General features: G+C 44.1%; 17 protein-coding genes. 11 read left to right on the top strand and 6 right to left on the bottom strand.

Features of this window, described 5'->3' with window-relative positions:
• Positions 1-23 precede the first annotated feature (23 nt).
• On the top strand, positions 24-3011 hold the full coding sequence (locus JK188_RS07640; RefSeq protein WP_211887585.1) for an autotransporter domain-containing protein: 2988 nt from the start codon (positions 24-26) through the stop codon (positions 3009-3011).
• A 97-nt stretch (positions 3012-3108) separates the two neighbouring features.
• On the opposite strand, the gene asd is transcribed toward JK188_RS07640, so the two are convergent.
• Complete coding sequence (asd, locus tag JK188_RS07635) at positions 3109-4215, bottom strand: aspartate-semialdehyde dehydrogenase (RefSeq protein WP_036950661.1); 1107 nt, start codon at positions 4213-4215, stop codon at positions 3109-3111.
• A gap of 325 nt (positions 4216-4540) precedes the next feature.
• Here asd and JK188_RS07630 point away from each other — a divergent pair, with 325 nt between their 5' ends.
• A complete protein-coding gene (locus JK188_RS07630; RefSeq protein WP_211887584.1) occupies positions 4541-5725 on the top strand; it encodes an MdtL family multidrug efflux MFS transporter in 1185 nt (394 codons plus the stop codon).
• Entirely contained in the window at positions 5718-6683 is a 966-nt protein-coding gene (gene yidZ / locus JK188_RS07625; protein ID WP_036950656.1) for an HTH-type transcriptional regulator YidZ, read from the top strand. Before JK188_RS07630 ends, yidZ begins: the two co-directional genes overlap by 8 nt.
• A gap of 74 nt (positions 6684-6757) precedes the next feature.
• Here the strand turns inward: yidZ and ykgO are convergent, their stop codons facing one another.
• The gene (ykgO, locus tag JK188_RS07620; protein WP_006660624.1) at positions 6758-6883 is read right to left on the bottom strand and encodes a type B 50S ribosomal protein L36; all 126 of its coding nucleotides are present in this window, start codon (positions 6881-6883) and stop codon (positions 6758-6760) included.
• 211 nt (positions 6884-7094) lie between these two features.
• On the opposite strand from ykgO, the gene nagK reads away from it, so the two are divergent.
• The 5 genes from nagK (at position 7095) to JK188_RS07595 (ending at position 16970) form a co-directional block, all read left to right on the top strand.
• The gene (gene nagK / locus JK188_RS07615) at positions 7095-8006 is read left to right on the top strand and encodes an N-acetylglucosamine kinase (protein ID WP_211887583.1); all 912 of its coding nucleotides are present in this window, start codon (positions 7095-7097) and stop codon (positions 8004-8006) included.
• 413 nt (positions 8007-8419) lie between these two features.
• The gene (locus JK188_RS07610) at positions 8420-9058 is read left to right on the top strand and encodes an OB-fold-containig protein (protein WP_211887582.1); all 639 of its coding nucleotides are present in this window, start codon (positions 8420-8422) and stop codon (positions 9056-9058) included.
• A gap of 74 nt (positions 9059-9132) precedes the next feature.
• Positions 9133-11334, top strand: a complete 2202-nt coding sequence (locus tag JK188_RS07605) for a flotillin family protein (RefSeq protein ID WP_211887581.1) — start codon at positions 9133-9135, stop codon at positions 11332-11334.
• 120 nt (positions 11335-11454) lie between these two features.
• Positions 11455-16392, top strand: a complete 4938-nt coding sequence (locus tag JK188_RS07600; RefSeq protein ID WP_211887580.1) for a DNA repair ATPase — start codon at positions 11455-11457, stop codon at positions 16390-16392.
• Complete coding sequence (locus tag JK188_RS07595) at positions 16392-16970, top strand: rhomboid family intramembrane serine protease (RefSeq protein WP_211887579.1); 579 nt, start codon at positions 16392-16394, stop codon at positions 16968-16970. The genes JK188_RS07600 and JK188_RS07595 overlap by 1 nt, the downstream gene beginning before the upstream one ends.
• Here JK188_RS07595 and JK188_RS07590 read toward each other — a convergent pair.
• Positions 16954-17616 carry a helix-turn-helix transcriptional regulator gene (locus tag JK188_RS07590; RefSeq protein ID WP_036950643.1) on the bottom strand — a complete coding sequence of 221 codons (663 nt, stop codon included), beginning with the start codon at positions 17614-17616 and terminating at the stop codon, positions 16954-16956. The two genes, JK188_RS07595 and JK188_RS07590, sit on opposite strands and share 17 nt — an antisense overlap.
• Positions 17617-17690: 74 nt before the next feature.
• Here JK188_RS07590 and JK188_RS07585 point away from each other — a divergent pair, with 74 nt between their 5' ends.
• A complete protein-coding gene (locus JK188_RS07585; protein ID WP_211887577.1) occupies positions 17691-19121 on the top strand; it encodes an MFS transporter in 1431 nt (476 codons plus the stop codon).
• A gap of 49 nt (positions 19122-19170) precedes the next feature.
• Here JK188_RS07585 and JK188_RS07580 read toward each other — a convergent pair whose 3' ends face one another.
• Together JK188_RS07580 and JK188_RS07575 are read right to left on the bottom strand one after the other, a co-directional pair.
• Positions 19171-20886 carry an IucA/IucC family protein gene (locus JK188_RS07580; RefSeq protein ID WP_249215496.1) on the bottom strand — a complete coding sequence of 572 codons (1716 nt, stop codon included), beginning with the start codon at positions 20884-20886 and terminating at the stop codon, positions 19171-19173.
• A gap of 266 nt (positions 20887-21152) precedes the next feature.
• Entirely contained in the window at positions 21153-22643 is a 1491-nt protein-coding gene (locus JK188_RS07575) for an MFS transporter (protein WP_211887573.1), read from the bottom strand.
• 93 nt (positions 22644-22736) lie between these two features.
• On the opposite strand from JK188_RS07575, the gene JK188_RS07570 reads away from it, so the two are divergent.
• Together JK188_RS07570 and JK188_RS07565 are read left to right on the top strand one after the other, a co-directional pair.
• On the top strand, positions 22737-23276 hold the full coding sequence (locus JK188_RS07570) for a TetR/AcrR family transcriptional regulator (RefSeq protein WP_132496986.1): 540 nt from the start codon (positions 22737-22739) through the stop codon (positions 23274-23276).
• Between the two features lie 69 nt (positions 23277-23345).
• Positions 23346-24266 carry a hypothetical protein gene (locus JK188_RS07565; RefSeq protein WP_211887571.1) on the top strand — a complete coding sequence of 307 codons (921 nt, stop codon included), beginning with the start codon at positions 23346-23348 and terminating at the stop codon, positions 24264-24266.
• A 74-nt stretch (positions 24267-24340) separates the two neighbouring features.
• Here the strand turns inward: JK188_RS07565 and JK188_RS07560 are convergent, their stop codons facing one another.
• Complete coding sequence (locus JK188_RS07560) at positions 24341-25417, bottom strand: nitrilase-related carbon-nitrogen hydrolase (protein ID WP_036950634.1); 1077 nt, start codon at positions 25415-25417, stop codon at positions 24341-24343.
• Between the last annotated feature and the right edge of the window lie 151 nt (positions 25418-25568).

The following is a 25568-nucleotide window of genomic DNA, read 5'->3' as shown; positions in this document are numbered from 1 at the left end:
ATCTAAAAATCTATAGGTCTATAATGAACAAAATAACTCCTGCTGTATCGCTCAGTTTATTTGCTCTATTTAACACCCAGATTACCTTTGCAAACTCCGAGTATATTGATGCCAGTAACTTCATCATTGATCAGCGAAATCAGCGATTTGACGAACTACAAAACCAAATCATCCCGCCGTACCCAGCCCCGCAGTCTCAAGCGGCACAATGGGATAAAGACGTTAGCCAGCAAGCAACGCAATTAACAGGAAAGCGCAAAAAGAACGCTGAAAAAGATAAACAAAGCACACCAGAATATCTTTTCAATATTTACCGAGAATACGTATTTAATCAAAAGGGATTTAATTATAATGATTTTAAACAAATTAAAGCCTATAACCGTTTAAATAATTTATTCCATTTAGCCACCTTTGCAGATGACCCAATTCAAAACCGAGCTCGCTCAATGGATTTTATTCTCAAAGACTATTATTTACGTGGTCGCCCAAATCAAGTTTTCGATGATAAAGGCGAATATCTCCTAAACTATGTCGATATTACAGGCTCTTCTTACCCAAGCGGACATACTTGGAATGGATTTAAACAAGCGGCTGTATTTGCCACAATTTTTCCAGAAAAAGGAGCTCAATTTTTTGATAGAGCCATCGGCTACGGGGAAAGCCGTGTGATTGTCGGCGCACATTTCCCAACCGATACCATTGCCTCGCGCGCCGCCAATTATTATCTTCTCGCCCATTTACTGAAAGAGGATAAAACCGCCAATGCACTGATTAGCCAAGCCAAAGAAGTACGCCAAGAACTGAACACTCAATGCACCATCAATGAAAAAAAATGCAAACCACCGATAGGCTCACTCCCCTCTTTTAATGAAAACCTAGGTTATTACGCTAAGCAAAGTGAGCAGCCATCTCAGGCACTTCGCGTTGATCAAGTCCCTGCTGACGCCGCCTATTTGCTACGCTCTCGCTTTGCCTATCTTAATAAATCTCAATGGCAGCAAATTATTGCAGGCACCGCCTATCCCACTAACTCTTTAGCGGGCTGGGAAGCTAAACAAAATCAACCCGAAAGCCACTGGGGGCTGATTAACTTACCGAAAGCCTATAAAGGGCCTACGCATTTCGCTGAAGATTGGGTCGTCAATCAACGGGTAACTCAAGACGACGTTGCAAACGTCGGCATTACCGATATTTGGAGTAATAACATCGATGGCAAAGGGCGGTTAATCAAACAAGGGGAAGGCACCTTAACCTTAACGGGTACGAACCGTTTTGCGGGGCTGGAGATACAGCAAGGCCACGTGATTTTAACACAAGAAAACCACTTAACAGGCCCCGTCAATATCAATGGCGGAGGGCTTGAAGTCGGTTACATTCTACATGCGCCAGTTGACGTCACCAATGGCACACTAGCACTTCGTCACAGCATTAAAAATACAGTGACATTAAACCAAGGAGCCCGATTTATTGCTTCAGGCTCGGTTGACGACTTAGTGGTTAACAGCGGTGCTATTCTAACCCCTGGAGATAATCTTAAAGACCCAACACGGCGTATGACGGTGAATAATACTGCTACCTTCCAACCCGGCAGTGAATTTCATGTGAGTCTTCAGACAACAAGCACACAGGAGTTTGATGCCCTACATGCTGGCGGTACTGTGACTATTAACGGCGGTAAGGTCAAAGTGTTCTTCGCTGAAGAATCACCGCCATTCAATGAACGTATACCAAATGAAGATGAAATTCAGGGGCGATTTCGAACCGAATACAACATTATTCGCGCCCCCAATATCCAAGGGAAATTTGATAGCATCGAACCTAACTACCTGTTTATTGGTACTACACTGAATTATGGTACTGATCCTCGCTCCCCCTCGATGAAACTGGTTACACTCAATGTCGGTCGTAGTGAGCTGGCTTTTGATTCATTTGCAAAAACGCCAAACCAAACCGCCATCGCTCACGTCCTTGAAGATCTTCCATTGAATAACACCCTGTATAAACGCTTAATTCTCAGCAAAACCACAGCAGGGGTTTACGACCTTCTTCACACTCTATCCCCACAAATTCATATCGATACCCTAGCTAGCCAATTGAATAACCATCGCCAATATCACGGTACGCTGCTGCAACAAACTCGCGTATCGGAAAACATCGTCAAAGAGCGTGGAGATAACCGTGGCAATGTGTGGGTAAATATTCCCTACCATTGGGACAGAACCCAAAGCGATGGAAATGCTTCCGGCTTTACAAACAGCAATTATGGCGTGTTCTTAGGGGCTGATAAGCATTTCTTCAATGATGACGTTATCTTTGGAATGAGCACCGGTTTTACCAAAAATTCCGTCTCTGGCAGAGTTGGTCATAGCCATAGTAACAACTATTATTTAGCCGCTTACGGTTCCCTGCAATTGGCGCCAATCACCTTACGAGCAGGGCTTGGACACACATGGCACACCATCAAGACCGATAGAACAGTCACTTCATCCATTTATTCCGATCACAATACCGCCGACTACAAAGGCAAAACCAACCACCTGTTTATAGAAGCGGCTTATCCGTGGAAATCGGCATTCATCAACGCCGAACCGTTTGCAAACTTTGCCTTTACCAATGCCGAAAGCCATGGATTTAAAGAAAAAGGGGAAAAAGCCTCGCTGGTGACAGGTCGCCAATCCCTCGATGCCACGACCACAACGCTGGGAATACGTTTAGATAACCAATGGAAAGTGGGTAATACATCCTCAATCGATGTACACGGGGAATTCGGCTGGCGGCATCAATATGACAAGCTGGAACGTGAAATGGCTTTCCGATTCGCCCACCGAGACCTGCTTGCACCACCGCTTAACTATCGGGGGGTTAATGCGCCGCAAGATGGTATGGCTATCAAACTGGGTTCCAGCCTTCAACTGACAGATAATTTCAAACTGTCCATGGATTACAGCCAATTTACTGCTAAGGGGTATTTAGAAAATAATCTTGATGCCAAATTGTTAGTGTCGTTTTAATCCATCAACACCACAAACATTTACATAATAAAAAATGGCACCAGAGCGTTTAATCACTCTGGTGCCATACCTATTTTTGCCTGTTAAGGGAAGCGAACTACAGCAGAATTCTCAACATACGGCGCAGAGGCTCCGCAGCCCCCCACAGTAACTGGTCGCCCACGGTAAAGGCTGAGAGGTACTCAGGACCCATATTCAACTTACGAAGACGCCCTACTGGCGTGCTCAGAGTGCCCGTCACTGCCGCAGGAGTCAGTTCACGCATCGTGATTTCACGGTCATTCGGCACCACTTTCACCCACTCATTATGGGAAGCCAGTAATTGCTCCACTTCGTTCAGTGGCACATCTTTTTTCAGTTTCAGCGTGAACGCTTGGCTATGGCAGCGTAATGCGCCCACACGTACACATAAGCCATCAACCGGAATAATATTGCTGCCGGTTGCCAGAATTTTGTTGGTTTCCGCCTGCCCTTTCCACTCTTCACGGCTTTGACCATTTTCTAACGCTTTATCAATCCACGGGATCAAACTGCCCGCTAGCGGAACACCGAACGCATCCGTAGGCATGGAACCACTGCGCGTAAAGTCTGTGACTTTTTTCTCGATTTCTAAGATAGCCGATGCCGGGTTTTGCAGCTCTTTCGCCACTTGTGCGTGCAAAGAACCCATTTGTGACAACAGCTCACGCATATTGCGTGCACCCGCACCGGATGCTGCTTGATACGTAGCCACGGAAGCCCACTCAACCAAGTCATTCGCAAACAGACCGCCCAACGACATCAGCATTAAACTCACCGTACAGTTACCGCCGACGAAGGTCTTAATGCCTTTATTTAAGCCGTCTTGGATATGCTGATGGTTCACTGGGTCTAAAATAATAATCGCATCGTCTTTCATACGCAGTGCAGACGCGGCATCAATCCAGTAGCCTTTCCAGCCCGCTTCACGTAATTTTGGATACACTTCATTGGTATAATCGCCGCCTTGGCAGCTAATAATAATATCCAGTGCGCTCAGTGCATCGATATCAAATGCATCTTGCAACGTGCTGCGATGACCACCAAAAACAGGCGCCTCAGCCCCATGCTGGGAGGTGGTAAAAAAGACCGGGTGAATAACGTTAAAATCCCCTTCTTCTACCATTCTTTGCATCAATACGGAGCCGACCATTCCACGCCAGCCAATAAATCCTACATTTTTCATTCTCTTCACCCTGTCTGTTTACATACATCACCCAAAAAATTTCTACCCTCGACTTTCACTTTGCCAATCGAAGCGGGAAATTTTTCGGAAAGATAAAATTCAGAAATCATCAATCAACCGTATTAAACGTGACAAAATATGAACCAGTGTGCAAGTGAATTTCATCACTAATAGCAAGAAGATTAGTAATGATGCTAATAATTAGTAAAAACTTATTGGTTGATAATTTCCATTTTGGAAAATACTATTTTCCAATTAATCCATACATTCCATCATTCAACCCCATTAAGATTAACGAGTTAATCCTCACAAAGTAGCGTATCTCATGACCAAATATGTCCTTTTCAGTTTCTGGATCGTCCTTATCTATCCTTTGGGCGTTGACCTCCATTTAACCGGTATTCCTTATATTGCCGCCGATTTAAATGCCAATGAAAGCCAGCTCCATGTGGCATTTTCTATCTATTTAGCGGGTATGGCATCCACCATGTTAATTGCCGGATGGTGTGCCGATCATATTGGTCGAAAACCTGTCGTTTTAGTCGGTACGATGGTATTTGCCATCGCCTCTGTGATCGCCGGAAATGCCACCTCCATTGATACCTTCTTAGTGTCGCGATTCTTTCAAGGGATTGGCGCAGGTTTCTGTTATGTCGTGACCTTCGCTATTTTGCGTGATGTGTTGACGCCTCAGCGACGCACCAAAGTGCTCGCTGCAATGAATGGCGTGACCTGCATCGCGCCCGTGTTAGCGCCTGTCATTGGATTTGCCATTTTGCTGATTCACCATTGGTCGGTGATGTTCTACTTTATGGCAGGTTATGCGGTTATCAGTATGCTATTTTGCTTAATCTCAATTAAAGAAACTAAGCCTTCTTCAGCATCACCAGCTATGCAATCGAATACCCAGCCTGCCACAGAAGAAAAGCTATTTAGCACCTTCTTTGTCACGCGCTTGATTATTTCCTGCTTCGGCATGGGCGTGATCCTAACTTACGTGAACGTCGCCCCAATTATCTTGATGGAAAACCTCGGTTTCACAACCGGCCAATACTCTACCGCCATGACCTTACTGGCGATGGTGAGTATGGGAACCTCATTCTTGATGCCAAAACTGATTTCGACATTTAATAGCCATACCTTGCTCAACACAGCCCTAAGCCTGTTTCTAGTTAATGGCATCCTGCTCTTCATCTATCTGCTGGCTCTCCCACATTTGGCGCTGCTGTACATCGTCTTCGCCTTCTGCGGTGTTGGTTTCTCAATGCAGTTCGGCATCATTATGAGCCAAGCACTGTCACCATTTGCCCAAAAAGCGGGTATTGCCAGTTCTGTATTGGCCATCTCACAATTAAGCTGCGCCTCAGCGTATATTTGGGTGATGGGTGTGATGGGCGTTCCATCAATCAGTATGTTGTTAATTATCTTGCTTGCGGCGGGAATGATTGGCATGGTGTTGCTAAGAGTGCCCACCACGCAAGTCAACCAACAGGTCGCTACATGTGAATAAGCAACTGCATCGATTAGACTTAAATTTACTGGTTATTCTGCAATATCTGGTGGAAGAGCGCAGTGTTAGCCTCGCAGCTAAACGCCTTGCAATCACCCCATCATCGGTCAGTAAGTCGTTGTCTAAACTGCGCCAATGGTTTGATGACCCCCTATTTATCCGCAGCCCGCAAGGGCTGCTTCCTACCCCACTCATGCTACGCATTGAAAAATCACTGCCTGAGTTTTTAAATCTCTCACACTATATTGCTGAAATTCGTGATACCGAAAAACCACGAGGCATGACTTTCCGCTTAATGATGGAAGCACCGTTAAACTTAATCATGCTCCATGATTTATCCCTGAATATCCTCAATCAATACCCAGAATCCGAGGTCATTGTACGAGATTGGGATTATAACTCGTTGGCAGCACTGATTGCGGGGGATGCCGATATTGGGTTAGTCGGTCGTGAAAGTTTTCATTTATCTAGAGAGTCGATAAGCCAACTACCCGATATTCTAAATTTCGAAGTGTTATTCACCGATAAACCTCTGGCGTTTATCCGCAGTGACCACCCCATTTTGCAAGAAGAATGGACGCTGGCAAATTACTTGAAATATCCCCATATCAGTACCGAATTTGGTAACCGTATTCCGTGGGCGCTCGATGATTTACTGGAAACCATGGGGTTACATCGCCAAATTCATTTATCCTTTTCGACCTTTGAACAATCCCTCTTAATGGCTTCTCGCCCCGACCATAACCTTATTACAAGCTCCCCGGGCTATTGCCAACACTATGTTAATGATTTTAACCTTGATTTAGTCTGCCTTCCTCTTCCTGTTGATGACATTCTCTACCAGCAGCTCGAAATCCCTTTTTTGATGCTGTGGCACAAACGTAATTCCTATAACTCAAAAACCTTATGGTTAAGAGAGCAGATCAAAAACAGTACGCTTGAATTTGTAACAATATAAAAAAACGCCATGGCAAGGAGTATGAATTGCCACGGCGAAAGCAAGGATGCGAAGAAACAGAGAATAACGGAATACTAACCTTGAACGGCTTTGAAACGAGGATTGGTTTTACAAATCACGTAAATACGACCACGACGGCGCACAACTTGGCAGTCAGGATGGCGCTGCTTAGCGGTTTTTAATGAGCTGAGGACTTTCACGGTAACTCCCAATAACAATTTAATGTAAACAAAAAACAATGTAATGTTATAATATAACACTCATGGGATATGACAATAATCGAATTAAAATCATCCCGCAATCATTTTTTGGGAAACTTTTGTATACTTAAGCCATTACTGACTCTCTGTCATTATTTATCAAATAGATACATTTCTATTTAATGAAATAGACCAATTTGAGGAAGATGAAATGTATTACGGCTTTGACATGGGCGGCACCAAAATTGAATTAGCAGTGTTCGACCAAGCGCTCAATCAAGTGTGGCAAAAACGTGTTCCAACCCCCAAAGATGACTATCTCGCGTTGCTCAATGCTTTTCGTGATTTAACGGCTGAAGCCGATGCGCAGTTTAACTGCCAAGGTAAAATTGGCATTGGTGTTCCGGGGATCGTCAATCACGCAGAAGGCGTGGTATTTACGACCAATGTCCCAAGCGCACAATACAAACCTTTCATTCATGACCTAACCAAACTGTTAAATCGCCCAGTTAAAGTTGAAAATGATGCCAACTGCTTTGCCTTATCAGAAGCGTGGGATCCTGAATTCAAGCGTTACCCTAGCGTGTTAGGTTTGATTCTGGGCACTGGTGTTGGTGGCGGTTTCGTCATCAACGGTAAGGTCTTATCAGGGAAAAATGGCATTGCTGGGGAAATCGGACACATGAACATGAGTGTTCGTGCCGCAAAATATCTCGGGGACACCGTACCTGAAATTGTCTGTGGTTGTGGTCAAACAGCCTGTTTTGAAACCTACCTTTCAGGTCCCGGTTTCGAACGTATTTATACCGCATTTACTGGTGAGAAACGCTCTGCTATCGAGATTATTGAACGTTATCACAACGGTGATATCACTGCGAAACAGCATGTTGAACGCTATATGATGGTGCTGGCGATGTTTATGGGGCAAGTTATCACCGTCTTTGACCCTGACTTAGTGGTGATTGGCGGCGGTCTGTCGCAATTTGATGAAATTTATCGCCTATTACCGGAAATGGTACCTCAATATCTTTATGGTATTGCGAAAATGCCGGCTATCGAAAAAGCCCGTTATGGTGCCTCTGGCGGCGCCCGTGGTGCTGCATTCTTAAACCTCGTCGATTAATTTTCCGCACTTAATGTCCGCGCACTGTTCTTTTCGTGCATGATTCTGTAATCGCATCCCTACTCTTTCGACTTATCGAAAGTAGGGATGACCAATACCTCAAAATCACCAAAATATAATTGAGAATAATTATCATCTTTGTTATTTTTAATTAAATTGGCTAATAATCAACAAGTTAAATCTTTTTTCTTTTTCAGATTAACTACAGAAAATTAACCATAGAAATCAGCGAGATAATCTAGAAACTAGACTTAGACTAGTCCTATGTTGTTAACGCGAAAAGAGCTTATGATTAACGTGGTTTTGCTCACTTTTAGATAAATTCGCGATAAAAACACAGTTAAAGGCCATACACGTAACAGACAGATACCCGCTAAAGTCACATTCAGCCACTTAACTAAAGAGAAAAATAAATGAATTTGTTTTTAGAAAATTGCTTGGCTTTCCCGACCATTATCTTTAGCGGTTTACTGATTATTGTCCTGTTTTACTGGCTTTGTGCCGCTTTTGGTCTGTTAGATATTGATTTATTTAATATCGATACCGAATTAGATGCTGACGGCCTCGATCTCACTGGCTTTGCCGGCTGGCTGACAAAACTTGGTTTAGCCGGAATTCCCGTCACCATTATCTTGACGCTATTCACCCTCTTCGGCTGGCTGATTAGTTACTTTGCTGCGCATTTATTCCTACGCTTTATTGATATGACCTTGCTGCGTTACGCCGTTGGAGTCACGTCGCTAGTGATCACCGCCTTTATTTCCCTGCACTTAACCGCCATTTGCCTAAAACCCATCCGTAGCCGACTGGTTAATATTAATAAACCCAAAACGGTTCATCAGCTAATGGGGAAATTGGCAACGGTGCGCTCCGGGACGGTCACAGAACAAAATGGGGAAGCCACCTTAGAAGATGGCGGTGCGGGGCTAATTTTACAGGTTAGAGCACCTAGCTCTGAAAATATTAAACGCGGGGATCGCGTCGTTATCATCAGTTATGACCCTCAATCCCACAGTTACCAAGTTGTCACCGAAAACGAATTCAGGCAGTAAACACAAAAAATAAACTACCTACTTTGCTAATTAATAAAGAATGACGACATCGTCAGAACCCATGGAGAAAAAATATGGATTTGGCTGAATACATGCCTTTTTTAACGGTTGTTGGGGGAGTGATCATCATCATTCTTGGGTTCTTTGGTTTATTTAAAGCCTTCTACATCAAAGTCCCTCAAGGTACCGCTCTGATTGTCAACGACATGTCGTCACAACCAAAAGTGCATTTCACGGGTGCGTTAGTGTATCCCGTTATCTACAAGAAAGAGTTTATGCGCATTTCGCTGCTGACGCTGGAAGTGGATCGCCGTGGTAAAGACGGCTTAATTTGCCAAGATAACTTACGTGCTGATATCACTGTTGCCTTCTATCTGCGTGTTAATGAAACCACCGAAGACGTATTAAAGGTAGCAAAAGCCATCGGTGTTGAGCGCGCCTCTGACCATCAAGCCGTCAGCGCCCTATTCAGCGCTAAATTCTCTGAAGCCCTGAAAACGGTTGGTAAGCAATTAGAATTAGCCAAACTGTTTGAAGACCGTCAAAGCTTCCGTGACCGTATTGTCGATGTGATTGGTAAAGACCTTAATGGTTATGCGCTAGAAGACGTGGCAATCGACTATTTAGAACAAACACCAAAATCAGCTCTCGACCCGAATAATATCTTTGACTCCGAAGGTATTCGCAAAATCACTGAAATTACTGCTATCCACAATATCGAAACTAACCAAAAAGAGCGCGACCAAGAGTTAGCAATTAAAAAGAAAAACGTGGAAACCCGCGAGGCGAGCTTAGCATTAGAGCGCCAACAAGCCGATGCTGAAGCCCGTCAAAAACGCGAAATTGATAATATCCGTGCACGAGAACAAGCTGAAACCCTACGCGTTCAAGAAGAAGAGCGCCTCAAGTCAGAGCAAGCGCGTATTCAAACTCAGCAAGAAATTGAAATTCGTGAAGAAAACCGCATGCGTGAAGTGGAAGTGGCTCAACAGAACCGCACCCGTGCCGTGGCTATCGAAGAAGAGCGAGTAAGCCGAGCTCGCGAACTCGAAATTGTCGCCCGTGAACGTGAAGTTGAACTGCAACGTATTGAAAAAGAAAAAGCGCTAGAAGAAGAGCGTAAAAACATCTCTAACGTGATCCGCGAGCGCGTCGCCGTCGAAAAAACTGTCGCGCAGGAAGAGGAACGCATCAAGGAAGTTCGCGAAGTTTCAGAAGCTGAGCGTATGAAGCAAGTGACCGTAATCAACGCCCAAGCGGAAGCCGAAGAAGCCTTAGTCCGCCAGGTGAAAAAAGCCGAAGCCGATGAAGCAAGTGCCAAGCACCGTGCAGAAGAAATCAGCACTATGGCACAAGCAGAACTGGAAGCTTCCGCCAAACAAGCTGAAGCCAAAAAACGCTTAGCGGAAGGGATTGAAGCAGAACATGCAGCATTAGGCTTAGCAGAAGCCCGTGTTCGCCAAGCCACTGCCGAAGCTGAAGAGAAAGAAGGTCTGGTTCAAGCCAATATCACCGCGGAAAAACTGTTAGCCGAAGCTCGTGGTCTGAAAGAAAAAGGCTTAACCGAAGCGCAAGTGATGGAAGCTAAAGCGAACGCCGAACGCGAGCAAGGTTTTGCCGAAGCGAAAATTCTGGAAGAAAAATTGGCAGCGCAGGCTCGTGGTGAAGAACAACAAGCCAACGCGAAAGAAAAACTGGGCTTGGCAGATGCAAAAGTCTTGGAAGAAAAACTGGCAGCCCAAGCTCGCGGTGAAGGTCAATTAGGGGCAGCGCAAGCCGAAGTGATTCGCCAGCGTCTGAAAGCGGAAGCTGACGGTCTGACTGATAAATTCCAATCTATGGATCACCTCAGTGATACGGCTCGTTCACATGAAGAGTTCCGTATGCGCCTTGAGAAAGAGTTCGAGCAATCCATGGCATCCATTGAAGCGAACAAAGAAATTGCTCGCGAGCAAGCGGATGTCCTGGCTGCGGCACTGAGCAAAACCAACATCGAAATTGTGGGCGGTGATGGTGACTTCTTTAACACCTTCTCTAAAGCGCTGAGCTTGGGTAAAGCCGTTGATGGGTTTATGGATAAAAGTAGCTTTGCCAAAGATAACCTTGAAAAGTTAGTCAATCGCGTCACAGAAGAGAAGAAAATTGATATCGCGTCCTTACTGCAACACCCTGAAGTCAAAGATTTAATCAATGGTTTTATGGCTGCAAAAAGTGCACCACAAACAGCGAAAAACATCGTGAGCAAACCCGTGTCTTACGATGATAACCAAAGCTAATTTATCAATATTCAGGCTTTTCAAGTAAGTTTTATACCTCATCCCGCCAAGTTGCAGCACATAGGCAACTTGGCGGTTTATGAGCGTATCTTTTTTTAAGACCAAGGAAATTCGTTAAACATGTCAGAAACCCAAGATGTGAATCGCGAACAGGAAATTCTCGACAGTGCCGTCGCGGAAGGTGGTGCGTACGAAATATTACGCAAGCGCTTAACCGAACAAGGGCAGCAACTTCACCAAAAAGCAGCTCAACTCAACGACAGCCGGTTGACTGAATTTGGTCAAAGCCAGATGGACATTATCGGGCGTATCCGTATTCGAACCGAAAATAACTGCCAAGCGAGAGACATTGTCCGTGTCGGTGACTGGCTGCTATTTGGCTATAACGTTTTTCTGGGTCTGAAAAAAGAAACTCACATTGAAGATGTTTTTTCCTTATATCAGCTCACTGAAAATGAAGGTGATTTTGATGTAATCTCTGTCCCTTACGAAGAGACATTCCTCAATGATACGCGCTTTGTTCAGGATTTTACTGAGCTGTATACCTATTACAAAAACACGCAATTACTGCAATTAGTCGAGCGCGATGGCAAGCTGTTAGCCAGTTTTCAAATTGGTGATCGGTTAACCGATGTGCGTGTTTTCCGCTGGTCAATTTCCAGTGATAAATCCCGCATCGAATACATCGATAACAGGGGTGAACGTGATATCGCCCTACCCCCCACCAATGATTTCGAATGGGTACGTACTACGCGGGAAAATACCGTTAATGGACGCTATCCTCACATTAATATTCTCGATACCGTCTTTGTGGAAACCATCGGCGGCGACCTAACCATCAAATGTGAAAATAATACCGAAGATGGGTTGGGCATATACCGCGAAGCGGTACTCGATAAAAACCAATCCCTCGATGACGCCCAAATTGAATATGCTCAGACTGGCAGCCTAATTTTACTCAAAATCTTGCCATACCGCGAAGAGAGCTGGCGCTATCTGGTTTACAACATTCTGAATCAAACCGTTCACCGTATTGATGCCATAGGGCAAGCGTGCGTGCAGTTGCCGGAAGATCACGGAATTATCTTCCCAGGGGGTTACTACCTGCAAAACGGGGAGTACAAAACCTTCGAGCAACCAATGGATGGCATGCGTTTTCGTCGTCTGCGCCGCTCACCTAACGGGGAAGATGTGCTGTATGTGTTTTATTCCCCGAACCAAGGTCGTATCGCCCTTTTCAATTACAATTTAATTGAACGTAAGCTTGCCGTACCATTAATCGGTCATGGTTATGCCATGCTCGAAGATGGCAAAATGGTGCTGTTCGAAGGGGAAGGTGACGAAGCCACTCGCGTTCACCCTATGCAGGTGTGGCAAACCCCATTCTATTCTGACGAATTTGCCGATAAGCAGCCGCCACGGGGTGGGTTTCTTGGGCGTATCGGTAATGCCGATTTAGTCCGTGGGATCTCCGAAATTCTCCATGTCGCCAAAGAGATTGAAGGCAACCAAGTTTCCGTTTCCCGCTATGAACAACTTAGCCAGCAACCTAAAAACTTGCTGGATATTTTCTATTGGTTTAATGACGACCAATGCTTAGGTATTGGCAAACTCTTAAAAGAGATCGCCCAAACCAGTGAGTTGGTACTCGACGAATACGAGAAAGTCGAAAGCATCCGCCAGCAATCCGTCAAATCAATGAATGAGGCGGTCACTCGCCAACGCTCCTTACTGTCCCTCACATTGCCTGAAGGATGGACGGATATTCAACAATTTGTAGATGGGCTAAACGCCTTAAATGCCCAACAAGGGCATCTGATTTCATTGCGAGAATTCCGCTATATGGATCTCACAAAACTCAGTGAGATGGAAAATGAAATCACCGAAGCACAGCAACGCGTTTCCCAAGGTACTGCGCAATTTCTTGCCAGCGACAAAGCTCTGCAACCGTTTAAAACTCAGCTTGCGGCCTTTGAAGAGTTAATTGAAAAAGCTCAAACCAGCGCGCAGTTAGATGTCCCAATGAATGACATGGAAAAAATGTCAGCGGATTTGGACATGCTCTCTAATTTAATGGCTTCTTTGAGTTTTGATGATGTCACCTTACAGACCCATATCATCGATGCCATTTCGCACATTTATGCCCAGTTAAACCAGTCCCGCGCCCGCTTACAACAAAAACGCAAATCCCAAACTAGCATTGAGAGCGTGGCGCAATTTGGGGCGCAGTTCCGCCTATTTAGCCAAGGCATCACCAACGCATTATCCCTCGCGACTGACCCAGAACGTTGTGATGATCAGTTATCCCGATTACTGGTTCAATTAGAAGAGCTAGAAAGCCAGTTTAGCCATCATGATGAATTTCTTGATGATATTCTGGCAAAACGCGAAGAATTACTGGAAACGTTTGAATCCCATAAACAAGTCCTGATTGATGACCGCCAGCGCCGTTCGCAGAATTTATTAACGGCCGCCGACCGCTTATTAGAAAGCCTTCAACGCCGTACTGTACGCTTGCAAAACCAAGATGAACTGAATGCGTTTTTTGCTACCGACCCGCTCGCACAAAAAACCCGTGAAATCATCGAGAAACTACGAGAAATCAACGATAACGTCAAAGCTGATGATATCGACGCCAGACTTAAAGCCTCTCGCGACCAAGCCATTCGCATTTTGCGGGATAAAACCGATATATTCGAAGATGGCGGCAACATTATTAAGCTGGGTCGCCACCGTTTCAGTGTTAACACCCAAGAGCTTGACCTGACTATCTTGCCAAAAGATAACCAGCTGTGGGTATACCTCACCGGAACGGATTTCCAAGAACCCATTGAGAACGCCGAACTTGCACAGTTGCAGCCTTATTGGACAGCCAACCTCGAATCCGAATCTGATACCGTTTATCGCGCTGAATACCTCGCGTATTCCATCATTTATGCCGCAGCAAAACGCCAAGATGGTTTGAATTTCGATACCCTAAAAAGTACGCTGTCTGCCCCTGAAAAAATCGACAAACTGGTGCGTGATTTTGCGGCTCCACGCTACAAAGAAGGCTACGAAAAAGGGATCCACGACCACGACGCTATCGCGATATTGAAAAAGCTGCTCCCGATTGGTGAAAGCGCGGATTTACTGCGTTTCAACCCAACAGCTCGCGCCATTGCGGCGATTTTTTGGCATCACATTCAAAGCAACGAATACCCTGCCCAATGGCCAGAACGAGCCAGAACCGCGATGAATATCCGCCAGCTATTCAATAACGATGATGCCCTTTTAGATCTTCAAGCGGAGATCGAGGCAGATGTCAGCTTATTCCTGCAAGATAATCCAATTAATTGCCAAGCTCATGAGCAAGCTCAAGCTGCGGAATACCTCAGTTTTGCGTTAGCCAGAACGCCGATTGAATTGGTGTACAGCAAATATGCGCGGGACTTAGTGGCAGCACTACAAACGCGCTTAGAAGAAGCCCATATGTGGCTGGATTTCAATCATTCACAGCAAAACCTTGGCACTCGCTATGCTCAGCGCTGGGCGCTATTGCAAAATTGGCTGCAAGGGCTGTGTTCGATTGACGAATTTGCACATTTACGTCCATACATTCCAGGCGCCATCGCCATTATTATCTTAGATAAAATAGCATCGGCACGTTATAGCGAAGCCGATTTATACTTTAAAGTTACTGGATTACTGGGGGATCACCCGACAATCCACAACCAAACTCTCTCGTTAAGTTTGGATGACTTTTTCAGTCGAATGCGCGAACAGCGCAAGCAATTTATTCCAGCCTTCCGTCAATACCAAGCACTGCGTCAGCGCATTGTGAGTGAAGAGCGCAGCCGCCTAAAACTTCATGAGTTCAAAGCTAAGCCACTGAGCTCATTTGTGCGTAACAAGCTGATCAATGACGTCTATTTACCGATTATCGGTGACAACATGGCGAAGCAAATTGGCGCTCTAGGCGAAAACAAGCGTACCGATTTAATGGGCTTGTTACTGATGATCTCCCCGCCAGGTTACGGTAAAACGACCCTGATGGAGTACGCGGCTGACCGCCTTGGTTTGATCTTTATGAAGATTAATGGTCCTGCGCTTGGGCATGATGTGCTGTCCCTCGACCCAGAACAAGCCCCGAATGCTACCGCCAGACAAGAGCTGGAAAAACTCAACCTAGCCCTCGAAATGGGCAACAACGTGATGCTGTATGTAGATGATATTCAACATACTCACCCTGAGTTTTTACAGAAATTTATCTCCCTGTGTGATGGAACTCGTCGCATCGAAGGGGTATGGAAAAACAAAACCAAAACCTACGATATGCGCGGTAAAAAATTCTGTGTTGTCATGGCGGGTAACCCGTATACCGAATCTGGCGAAGTGTTCCGTATCCCTGATATGCTCGCCAACCGTGCGGATATTTATAACCTGGGTGAAGTGCTCGGTGGGATGGATGATGCCTTTGCATTGAGCTACATAGAAAACAGCCTGACCTCAAATCCAGTATTAGCACCTCTCGCACTACGAGATTTAAACGACCTGTATTTGCTGGTGGATAAAGCCATGGGCAAATCGGTTTCCACTAATGCACTCAGCTACCCATATTCCGATGCAGAAGTGAATGAAATTACGGCGGTTATTTCCCGATTACTCAGCCTGCGCGATGTGGTTCTGAAGGTAAACCAGCAATATATTGCCAGTGCCGCACAGTCCGATAAATATCGAACCGAGCCGGCATTCCGCCTGCAAGGCAGCTACCGAAATATGAATAAGCTCAGCGAGAAAGTCTCTTCCGTTATGAATGATGATGAATTGGAGAGATTGCTGGATGACCATTATCTTGGGGAAGCGCAATTATTAACGACAGGTGCTGAAGAGAACTTATTGAAGCTGGCAGAATTACGCGGAAGGCTGAATGAGAAAGATGCAGCACGCTGGCAGCAAATCAAGAAAGATTTCTTGCGTAACAAAGCATTAGGTGGTGATAATGCCGATGTGGGCGACCGCGTTGTGACTCAGCTCGCCCAACTGGTTGAAAGTGTACAATCTCTCGGACATCGATAATGCAAACTTGGCTAAGCCCGCGAATTAAATTACTGATTACCCTTGCGGGTTTGCTGATCACTATTCAAATCGCCAATAGTTTAAGTGGCTACGCGCTTGTTGGGTTCGGCATCCAACCAAGAACGCTGCACGGGCTGGTGGGGATTATCTTTGCCCCACTGATCCACGGCGATTGGGCACATCTTCTGAGTAATCTGCCGCCATTACTGGTTTTAAGCGCCCTGCTGCTGCATGATTCCATTCGAAAATATGCTTATGCCAGCGCGTTTATTATTGTGGTTGGTGGCTTGATTATCTGGCTAGTGGGTAGAAATGCGCTGCATATTGGCGCTAGCGGCTGGATTTTTGGGCTTTGGGGCTTATTGATTGCCCAAGGTTTTTTCCGCCGCAAACTGTTAGATATCATTATCGCCCTATTGGTACTGTTCTATTTTGGTGCGATGGCGAGCGGGTTACTGCCTGTTCACCAGCAAATATCGACAGAATCCCATATTGCTGGCGCCATCGCCGGAATTACCTATGCGTGGTTAGCCAATAAAAAATTAAAAGCGACGCCGCCGACTACCCTTTCAAAGTAACCCGATATACACAGCGCCCTGCACCATCAAGCAGGTATTGCTCCCGTTCTACATTCACCTGTTCCCCTAATACTTCGCGAAATAGTGCCAATTCAGAACGGCAAAAGTTTTGGCACGCGGTTGCCGCCGCGCAGATAGGGCAATGGTTTTCGATAAATAACCAGCTATCGCCTTCCTGCTCAACCTTCGCCATATAGCCCTCTTCGCTACGAACCTCGGCGAGTGCAGCTAAACATTGTTCTAATGGCAGCCCTTGGCAGCGCCCTAAATATTTACTGCGACTTTCCGCTTCTCGCTGTTCAATCAGCTTTTCTAACCCCTCATCACCAAAAATGGTTTTCACTGAATCAATGAGCTGCAAAGCCAGTTGAGCATGGGTATCGGGAAAACGTTGATGTCCCAGTTCCGTTAATACCCAATTTTGCCGAGGACGCCCAGCGCCAGATTGTGCGGTGCATTGAACACCTTCCACCAGACCCAGTGACGTTAATTTATGGATATGCTGGCGTGCTGCTTCCCCCGTTAAACCCAGGTCATGGGCAATCACTGCTGTGGAAACGGGTCCTTTGGTTTTGATGCAAAACAGCACCTTATCCACTGCTTGAGTGAGATTTAGATTATCAAAGTATTTACTTGCTTTATTCATAGTGTAATTTTATTATCCAAGACAATACTTGGATAATACCCTTTTCTTTACTCTTTCGTCCAGCAGGTCTGCGTATGAGCAACAAAACTGTCACCGAATTCAATGAAACAGGCACCGAACCTCAAGGAAAATGGGCCGATTTACTCAGCGGCACTAATGCATTATTGACGATAGCCCTCACAGGTGGCGTCGCACTTCATGCTATCAATATTTATATTGTCACCACGATTTTACCGAGTGTCGTCAATGATATTGGCGGTCTTGAATATTATGCGTGGAACACCACGTTATTTGTGGCAACCTCCATTATTGGCTCTGCATTATCCAGTAAAGTACTGGACAGCCTAGGACCTAAACTTGCCTACCTTAGTGCTCTGTTACTGTTTTCCTTGGGCGCCATTTGGTGTGCATCCTCACCGTCCATGCTCACCTTATTAGGCGGGCGCGCCTTACAAGGGCTTGGCGGCGGGATGTTATTCGCGCTTAGCTACGCGCTGATCCGTATTGTCTTCACGCCAAACTTGTGGTCTCGCGCCATGGGGGTGATATCCGGTATGTGGGGGATAGCTACGTTGTGTGGTCCTGCCATTGGCGGTATTTTTGCTCAAGGGGGTCATTGGCGCTGGGCTTTTTGGGCTTTATTGCCTGTGGCGGTTGTGCTGGCAATGATAGTTATCAACCAATTACCAGGGAAAAAATCTCAGCAAGCGCAAACAACAAAAATTCCCATTCTTGCGATTTCACTGTTAGTTATTTCCGTGCTGGCTATCTCAATTGGCAGTTTATCGGAAAGCTTGCTCAGCAATCTTATCGGGTTACTCATTGGCATTGCCTTGCTCGTCACCATTGCGCTTATTGATGGTAAAAGTGGAAAGCGTTTACTCCCCACAGGGGCTTACTCCCTAAAAACTCAGCTTGGGGTTATTTTCCTGACGATGGGTTTACTGGTGGGGGGAATGACCACCGAAATTTATGTGCCTTACTTCCTGCAAACTATTCACCAGTTTTCACCGTTGATGGCGGGTTATTTAACTGCCGTGATGGCGGCGGGATGGACAGTAGGTGCCTTACTCAGCGCCAATAAAACGGGCGCGATCGTTTTACGCATCCTTAAAGCGGGTCCCGTTATCATCTTGGTATCGCTGATAATTCTAGCGGTTCTAACCCCTAATCTGGATTTAGTTAACACCATTCCATTATTTATTCTTTACCTACTCGCCATGATGGGAGTTGGATTAGGAATTGGCATCTGCTGGCCTCATTTAGTTCTGCGAGTATTTAATGCGGCACCTAAAGGGGAAGAAAACTTAGCATCCTCTTCAGTGATTACGATACAATTGTATGCAACTGCCTTATCTGCGGCATTAGTGGGCGTGGTGGTCAATAATAGCGGATTGATTAATCCTGGTGGGTTAGTTGGTGCTCAACAAGCCTCTGTCTGGTTATTTGCCCTGTTTGCTATTAGCCCATTCTTGGCTGCAGTTTTAATTCGCAAAGTTAAATAGTCAGACCACTGAAGGATGCTCAATCACGAGCATCTTTCTATTTTGTTGATTATTTTTTAAATAAAAATAATGGGTTAGGAAGTTCTCTCGAAAATTCCTTATTGGTTTTAAATTCCCGTAGAGATAGACACTCAGGCCCGTGAATCATTTTTTGTCTATTAATCGCATATTGCTTAAATGTGGGTTTAAATAAATCTAACTTTTCATATTTTTCTTTATATTCAGGGTACAATGCCTGATATTCAAAAATGGCATCCGCCGTTAGCTGCCAAAAATCATTTTCCGCCAAGCAATCATGTTTATCTAAAATTACAGCCAAATAACGGAAGAAATAATCAAATATTTCGGTCCAAAAATGCTCAATTTTAAGGTTATCTTTTACAATATGGGTGCACTGTGACACAGCCTCAGGCAATGAACCTTCTGGATTAAAGAAAATCACTTCTTCCGCAATATCTTTCATCAAGATACCGATCGGTTTGTTCTCTTCAATAATCAAAATCACATTCTGGCCATGGGGCATCAAAGCAATATCATGGGCATAAAATAGGTGTAATTGAGGTAATAAATAACAATCAAGATACGCTTTTATCCATTCATGCCCAGAAAGGCCAGAGAGTTTAATTAATTCCACAATAAAAGACGTTTCTCTTTTATCTACATGCAATAATGCCGCCATAGTCATTATACGCTGATTTTTTTCAATTTTATCGTACGCAGATTCTCGCCATAATACAGATAACATATGCTTTTGTGGCGAGCTTTCCGTGATAACCTTTTCAAATAGCGTATCCCTGAATCCTATTGCCGCAACTTCTTTGAGTAACTTGAAGTTTTTTTCAACCAAATAGTTATCTTGAGAGCATAAGTTATCTAGCCATTCATTAATTCCTGGGGTCACTTTCATTGCATAGGGGGAAAGCCCGCGCATAAATCCGGTATTAAAAATTGAGACGGCTAGCTTGATATAACGTTTACTGGGATCGCTGACATTAAAGAGCGTTCGAATTGATTGTTGAGCAAAATACTCATCCACACTCATTCCCAAGAAAATGATATTTTTCTTCGCAATATCAGCAGAGAATCGAATTAAAATTTTCTCGCGCCATTGCCATTCGTGCACCGGCATCCAATAGTAATCGTCACTCAATACGGCCTGTTGATGGACTATGTCATTAAAATAACTGATTTCTTCTGTGGAGAGTTCTGATTGAATAATATCCTGATAGCTTAATGAGGATATTGCACTAAATGTGGCTTTGTCTTTATGAACCGCAATCCAAACCACTTTTTGCTTAGCCATATATTCTGGCGAATATACCAACGAGTCAATGAAATCAAATCCGTAACACCCTCTATTAGCAATAATCGCGGGGTGTCCTTCATCCATAGTAGATTCTATTGATTGATAATCTGCGAATATCAGTTTGTCAGCGCTAAGACGCTTCCCATTTCGCTTATATACCCAACCGTTTAACGTCGATAATAATCCATCAACATAGGTTGGTAATATCGCTTTATCAATATGAATAAATTCGAGTAATTCAATAAAAAGATCTAAAGCATCTACGGGAATTTCCAGCCCATCTTTATATTTTTTTATGGATGCAAGACTGATATCTAAATGTGCTAGTAAATATTTTTTTGCTTTAAAGTGATAACAAACGCCTTGGCTTTCGATATTCAGTACATAGTCGCCGTGGCTAATATGCTCGGGTGTAATAATCCCCTCATGAGTAAGTTCCGTCAAAATCTTCTTTGTCATGACTTTATTCGCCGCGATCCAACTGTCTTTATTCAAGTAATTATCACGGAAAATTAAGCTATCACTGTGGTTTAGTTGCATAAATCCCCTTTGTTTTCATTCTCACCAGATTGAAAATTCAGAGTAAGTAAAACGTGGCAGAGAGACCATTTTAAAGGGTGTTAGATAGATATACTTATTAGATGATTTTATAATTAATGAAAAGTGCGCCTTTATTCGACGCACTTTTTTCTTAATTTTTAGACAAGGTTATTTGAACAATATTGTTAGACGGTACGCTTTTGGCGGAAGAAAAACGGCAACACAACAATACTCACCACCAGCACAATTATCGTGGCAATCATGACAGACATAAATGCGTTATCAAATGCCATACTCGCCTGATTCACTAAGAGACTTGCACTATCTTGCGGTAACCCTTCAGCCACAATTAACGCTTCATCAAGGCTATCATAGACTTTGTCTGCTACCGTAAAACCTGCCGGTAATACCAGCTTTGCGGTATAAACCGCACTCATCAAGCCACCCATAAATGTCACACCGAGCACGCTACCTAGCTCGTAAGCCACTTCTTCAATGGATGCTGCCATTCCTGCTTTTTCATCTGGCGCATTTAACATGATGGTCGTTGATGCTGTGGTAAAAATGGCACCTAATCCGAACCCAACACAGAATAAGAATGACAGTAATACCAAGCCGGTTGAGGTTTTGAATACCCACGCAACCCCAATGACGCCCACTAATGTGCAAATAAATCCTAAAATCATCATTAGTTTAGCGCCGACTTTATGCAAATACATACCCGCTAACGGAGCCGCTAACACAGACGCAATCGGGATCGGAATAATGTATAACGCCGCCTCGAATGGGGTATAACCTAATACCAACTGCAAGCGCTGACTTAATAGTAGCTCGACACCAACGATGATCACGATGGATAAAATCGCCATCAGAATGCCCGCAAAAAATCGAGGGTCGCTGAGTAATTTAAAATCAATCATGGGCGATTCTGACGCTAATTGTCGACGGCTAAAAATAACCAGAAAGGCAATGCCGATCGCCCCAGCAATGAGTAACGTGAACCAATCAATATTGGCTTTTCCAAGCTCTTTCAAGGCATAGATTGAACCAATCAGCCCCACCAATACAAACAAAGAACTTAAATAATCAATCGGTTGCTGCGAATTTCTCGTACTTTTTGGTATTAAAGAAAGCGCAAATGGGATCACCAACAGCACCACCGGTACGTTGATTAAAAAGACGGAGCCCCACCAGAAATGATTGAGTAACACACCGCCGACTAATGGCCCAATTGCAGCCCCACCCGATGCTACCGCAGACCAAATACCAATCGCCAGCGCCCGCTCTTTCGGGTCTAAAAAGACTTGGCGAACAATGGCTAATGTCGCTGGCATACTGATCGCGGCACCCACCGCTAAAAATCCACGAGACAAAATTAAGCTTAATGCGCTCGGTGAAAATGCCGCGCACAGAGAGGCCAATGCGAATAAGGGCAACCCTAGTATAAACATCCGCTTATGACCCACTTTATCACTTAACATTCCCGCAGCAGGCAATAGCCCCGCGACCACTAGCGGGTAAGCATTCATAATCCATAATTTTTCAGATGCTGTTGCACCTAGATCATGGGTGAGCTTAGGCAGTGCGGTATATAGCACGGTAACATCAATGACGATGAGAAATAAAACACTCGATACTAAGAGTAGAATAATCCAACGTTTATAATCTGCTATCATAAAATCTTCTCAACTTGTTTAATTGATCACCTTGATGGATGATCGTGCTATAATATAATTCCATACGTACGTATTGAAAAGAGGTTTTTTTAAATGGGACGTCAACGAACAATTGATCGCGAAAAAGTGCTAGAAGCCGCAGAAGAGATTGTCATTAATCAAGGTGCTACCGCACTGACGATTGATGCAGTCGCCAAATCAATGGGGATTTCTAAAGGGGGAGTCCAATACTGCTTTGGTAACAAAGAAGCCTTAATTGATGCCATGTTTGAACGCTGGAGCCACTCTTACGATGAAATTTTCAGTAAAGCAATAGCCCAAGATAACAGTCCTGAAGGTCGAGTGATTGCCCACATAAAAGCCACAGCGGACCACGATAAAACCAGTATCGCCAAAGGTGCCGCATTAATGGCTTCTCTGCTTCAAACACCTGAGTATTTAGAAAGCACCCGTAAATGGTATCGAGAACGCATTGCTAATTTAGATTTATCAACCGAAAGTGGCAAACGCGCTAGATTGTTATTTTTAGCCACTGAAGGCACTTTTATTTTGCGCCATTTTGGTTTGATGGATATTGATGATGCAGAATGGCAATCAATATTCAGCGATATCGAAAATACGTTTAAAGTTTAGGTGAAAATCCATTTTTGATATATCTAACACTCTCTTTTTTATATTTTTATCTAAAAAGGAGAGTATTCAATGAAGCAAATAAGTCATGAGTATACAGGTAAAATACTGCAACCACATATTGAACAAAACCAATCCGCTTTGGCGAAACCTAAAAATAAAAAAAACGGGTTTATAGAGAGAGTAAACAGGTTATTTAATACCAACTTGTTTAATACATTGTTAAAACGTCCCAAGAAAGCAAAAAATACAGAAATCATTCCTTCCCATCAAAGTTTCGTAAAGCTGACAATACCAGAGAATCCTTCTCCGCAAAAAATAGAAAAAAATACGAATTTAGCGCCAAACAAAGTACACATTGAGCCTACAATCGCAAAAACAGTACCAAGCGAAATAGACCAGTTCACAGAAAAGTTGCATCGTCTCAATATCATCTTTAAAAATGATGCGTTCGGCGCTGATCATCGACCTATCTTTTTAGTCAAAAATCACTCGACATGTCGCGCTCGCTCTATCAGCAAACACAATGAACTTGGTGAGGAGGAGTATGGCACGCTCACCCTCAACATGCGTCATTATCTTGGTAAAGGGGAATATGGAACCGCCTATCGCGTGGGTAACTTTGCGATTAAAATTCCTCATCGCGATTTAAACTTTAAATACAATAAATATGCGAAATACGATCGCTGCGCCAGAGTATTAAATGAGGTAAATCAAGATATTAACTTTGCACGATCTACTACGCTCGCAAATGGCAATGCCATTTTAGTCACTAAGTTTATTGATGGGAGATCGATAACAGGCAAGGAGGCTTCTGGTTTTGTTGAATCCCGGGGACGCACTCTTTTTGATCATGGCTCCGAAGGCAACGTAAGAAAAGATAGGCAAAAAAATCTGTTTTTAATTGATGCTGATTTTGCTGCGCAGCCTAAACAGCTAAATCGCACCCTGTCTGTCGGTACCACTGAAATCTATAAACGTTATAGAAAATAGCGATACCCGTTAGCTTAGAATTAAAAAAACCAACAACGTAATACACGCTGTTGGTTTTTGATTAATAGCGGTCGTTATTGCTTATCATACACACTCGGTACAAATACATTTCGTTCGATCATTTTCTCGATTTGCTTATTTAAAATGGTTTCTCGGTAGTGTTTATGATTGCCTTGAGGCTCATGTAAGTAGGTATTTTTCGGGTAAATTGGCGTTTCATAAATGAGCTGAGCACATTCAGTCCGAATATCTTTCAGCCAATTACTGACCGAAGCATTGGCTCGGTGATGGCGCATCGCTTCAATATCAATCACCCCATAAACATAGGTTGAACCGTTAGTATCTTCTTGTTTACCCACAATTTTACCCTTGTAATCCACAATCAGTGAACGACCGCCACCACAGTCAATTGGCGCTTGTGTGGTTGGGAACATATACATTGAGCCAATATTCGGCGCCACAACATAGAAATTATTTTCCAACGCACGGGCTCGGTTAGAAATTTCAAACAGGTCATTTTCAGTAAATGGCGTTGGTAATGAAGCGCGGTACACCACTTCTGCCCCATTTAATGCCAGACCACGACCGTTTTCAGGGAAGTTTCCTTCCATGGCCATCATTACCCCTAATCGGCCAATTTCAGTATCAACGACTGGCCAGAAAGATTGTAATGAACGCCCATATTTTTTTATCCACTCATCGTACAGATCATGAGGCGATGCCGAACGTTCACACGGCAACAAAGAGGACATTTTATGGTGTTTCAGGATAATGTTCCCTTTGGGATCAATAACAAACCCAACGTTAAACATAATACCCGGCCAATCTGGATCGCGGGTTTTTGCCTGCGCCATGATGTACACATTTTGAGATTTCGCTAATTCACCCAGTCGGTCAGTCTCAGGGCCTGGAATATCAATAGCGCCATCTTTTAGAAATTCAGCAATCGGTAAATCCAGTGCTTCATCGTTGAAACCTTGTAAAGCACCTTCCGGAAGTACAAGTAAACGAACAGGGAGATCCAATGAAGATAGCCACAGCGCACCGTGAGATAGCTCCTCAAGATGGTCGATATTTTTCATAATATCGCTACGCGTTTTTATTCCCCACGTTGTTGGCACTAAACCCACTACACCATATGGCTTTATCATAATAATTCTCCGATTCTATTTTCGATTTACCTGCAATTGGCATTGTTCAAAAATCAAACTCATCGAATATTATTCATATGTTAATTTTATGTCAAATAAATATTAAATTACACTTTTTGGATATTCACACTTAATCTGTTCAATATTTAAC

This window comes from Providencia sp. JGM181 (assembly GCF_018257375.1).
GTDB lineage: Bacteria > Pseudomonadota > Gammaproteobacteria > Enterobacterales > Enterobacteriaceae > Providencia > Providencia lanzhouensis.
Note: the sequence above shows the minus strand (reverse complement) of the source record. Positions and strands in the feature narration are given on the sequence as shown.

What these genes read in the sequence shown, in the direction of transcription:
- JK188_RS07630 (WP_211887584.1), top strand. Translation starts at nt 4,541, where the DNA reads ATGACCAAATATGTCCTTTTCAGTTTCTGGATCGTCCTTATCTATCCT.
- JK188_RS07560 (WP_036950634.1), bottom strand. Translation starts at nt 25,417, where the DNA reads ATGATAAAGCCATATGGTGTAGTGGGTTTAGTGCCAACAACGTGGGGA.
- JK188_RS07595 (WP_211887579.1), top strand. Translation starts at nt 16,392, where the DNA reads ATGCAAACTTGGCTAAGCCCGCGAATTAAATTACTGATTACCCTTGCG.
- JK188_RS07610 (WP_211887582.1), top strand. Translation starts at nt 8,420, where the DNA reads ATGAATTTGTTTTTAGAAAATTGCTTGGCTTTCCCGACCATTATCTTT.
- JK188_RS07570 (WP_132496986.1), top strand. Translation starts at nt 22,737, where the DNA reads ATGGGACGTCAACGAACAATTGATCGCGAAAAAGTGCTAGAAGCCGCA.
- asd (WP_036950661.1), bottom strand. Translation starts at nt 4,215, where the DNA reads ATGAAAAATGTAGGATTTATTGGCTGGCGTGGAATGGTCGGCTCCGTA.
- JK188_RS07580 (WP_249215496.1), bottom strand. Translation starts at nt 20,886, where the DNA reads ATGACAAAGAAGATTTTGACGGAACTTACTCATGAGGGGATTATTACA.
- JK188_RS07575 (WP_211887573.1), bottom strand. Translation starts at nt 22,643, where the DNA reads ATGATAGCAGATTATAAACGTTGGATTATTCTACTCTTAGTATCGAGT.
- JK188_RS07605 (WP_211887581.1), top strand. Translation starts at nt 9,133, where the DNA reads ATGGATTTGGCTGAATACATGCCTTTTTTAACGGTTGTTGGGGGAGTG.
- nagK (WP_211887583.1), top strand. Translation starts at nt 7,095, where the DNA reads ATGTATTACGGCTTTGACATGGGCGGCACCAAAATTGAATTAGCAGTG.
- JK188_RS07640 (WP_211887585.1), top strand. Translation starts at nt 24, where the DNA reads ATGAACAAAATAACTCCTGCTGTATCGCTCAGTTTATTTGCTCTATTT.
- JK188_RS07590 (WP_036950643.1), bottom strand. Translation starts at nt 17,616, where the DNA reads ATGAATAAAGCAAGTAAATACTTTGATAATCTAAATCTCACTCAAGCA.
- JK188_RS07585 (WP_211887577.1), top strand. Translation starts at nt 17,691, where the DNA reads ATGAGCAACAAAACTGTCACCGAATTCAATGAAACAGGCACCGAACCT.
- JK188_RS07600 (WP_211887580.1), top strand. Translation starts at nt 11,455, where the DNA reads ATGTCAGAAACCCAAGATGTGAATCGCGAACAGGAAATTCTCGACAGT.
- JK188_RS07565 (WP_211887571.1), top strand. Translation starts at nt 23,346, where the DNA reads ATGAAGCAAATAAGTCATGAGTATACAGGTAAAATACTGCAACCACAT.